Source organism: Candidatus Thiosymbion oneisti, assembly GCF_900092655.1.
GTDB lineage: Bacteria > Pseudomonadota > Gammaproteobacteria > Chromatiales > Chromatiaceae > Thiosymbion > Thiosymbion oneisti.
The window spans coordinates 1-771 of the sequence record NZ_FLUY01001537.1 but is presented as its reverse complement, the minus strand read 5'-3'; the positions used below and the strand labels follow the sequence as shown (position 1 = coordinate 771).

Genomic DNA, 771 nt, shown 5'->3' with positions numbered 1-771 from the left:
CCGCCCGCGGTCAGGCTGATGTTACCGCCCACGAGGTTCTCCTCCTCGCTGTCATCGGCCTTAGTCTCGGAGTTCCCATCGGTGATCGCACCGCCTGCGGTGAGGGTGATGTTCTTCCTATCAGCGTCCGTACCCGCGACGATTTGACCCAAGGCAAGATCGTCGGTCTCATCAATGAAGATGTCGCCGCCGGCGCTGGCATCCAGGCTGTCCACCTTGGTGTCGATATCGGTAGCATCCGCTGCACCAATGGCACCACCCACTGCCGTCAACCTGACGGCACCGCCGACCAGGTTCTCCTCACTGTCATCATCAGGGGTCTTGTCCGTGAGCCCACCGGCCACACCGGCACTACCCGCTTCGATGGTGATGGCATGTCTCTGCTCATTGGACCCACCAGGGTTCGTAACAGCGACGATCCGACCTAAGTCGAGAGCGTCGGTCTCATCGATGAAGATGTCACCGTCGGCGCTGGCATCCAGGCTGTCCACCTGGGTGTCGATATCGCCGTCTCCTGCCGCACCGATACTGCCGCCCGCGGTCAGGCTGATCGCGCCGCCCACGAGGTTCTCCTCCTCGCTGTCATCCGCCTTAACCTCGGAGTTGTTGTCGGTGATCGCACCGCCTGCGGTGAGGGTGATGTCCTTCCGGTCAGCAGCCGTACCGGCCTCGATACGACCCAATGCGAGGCTGGCGGTCTCATCGATGTAGATGTTGCCGCCGGTGGCCTGCGCGTCGAGCTTGGTTGCAACAGCCGTGTCGATGGCGCCG

1 protein-coding gene is annotated in these 771 nt (G+C 62.6%); it reads right to left on the bottom strand.

The features are described from left to right. Positions 1 to 771: hypothetical protein (locus BQ17_RS22040; protein ID WP_176722467.1), on the bottom strand; the 771-nt coding region annotated here is incomplete at both ends.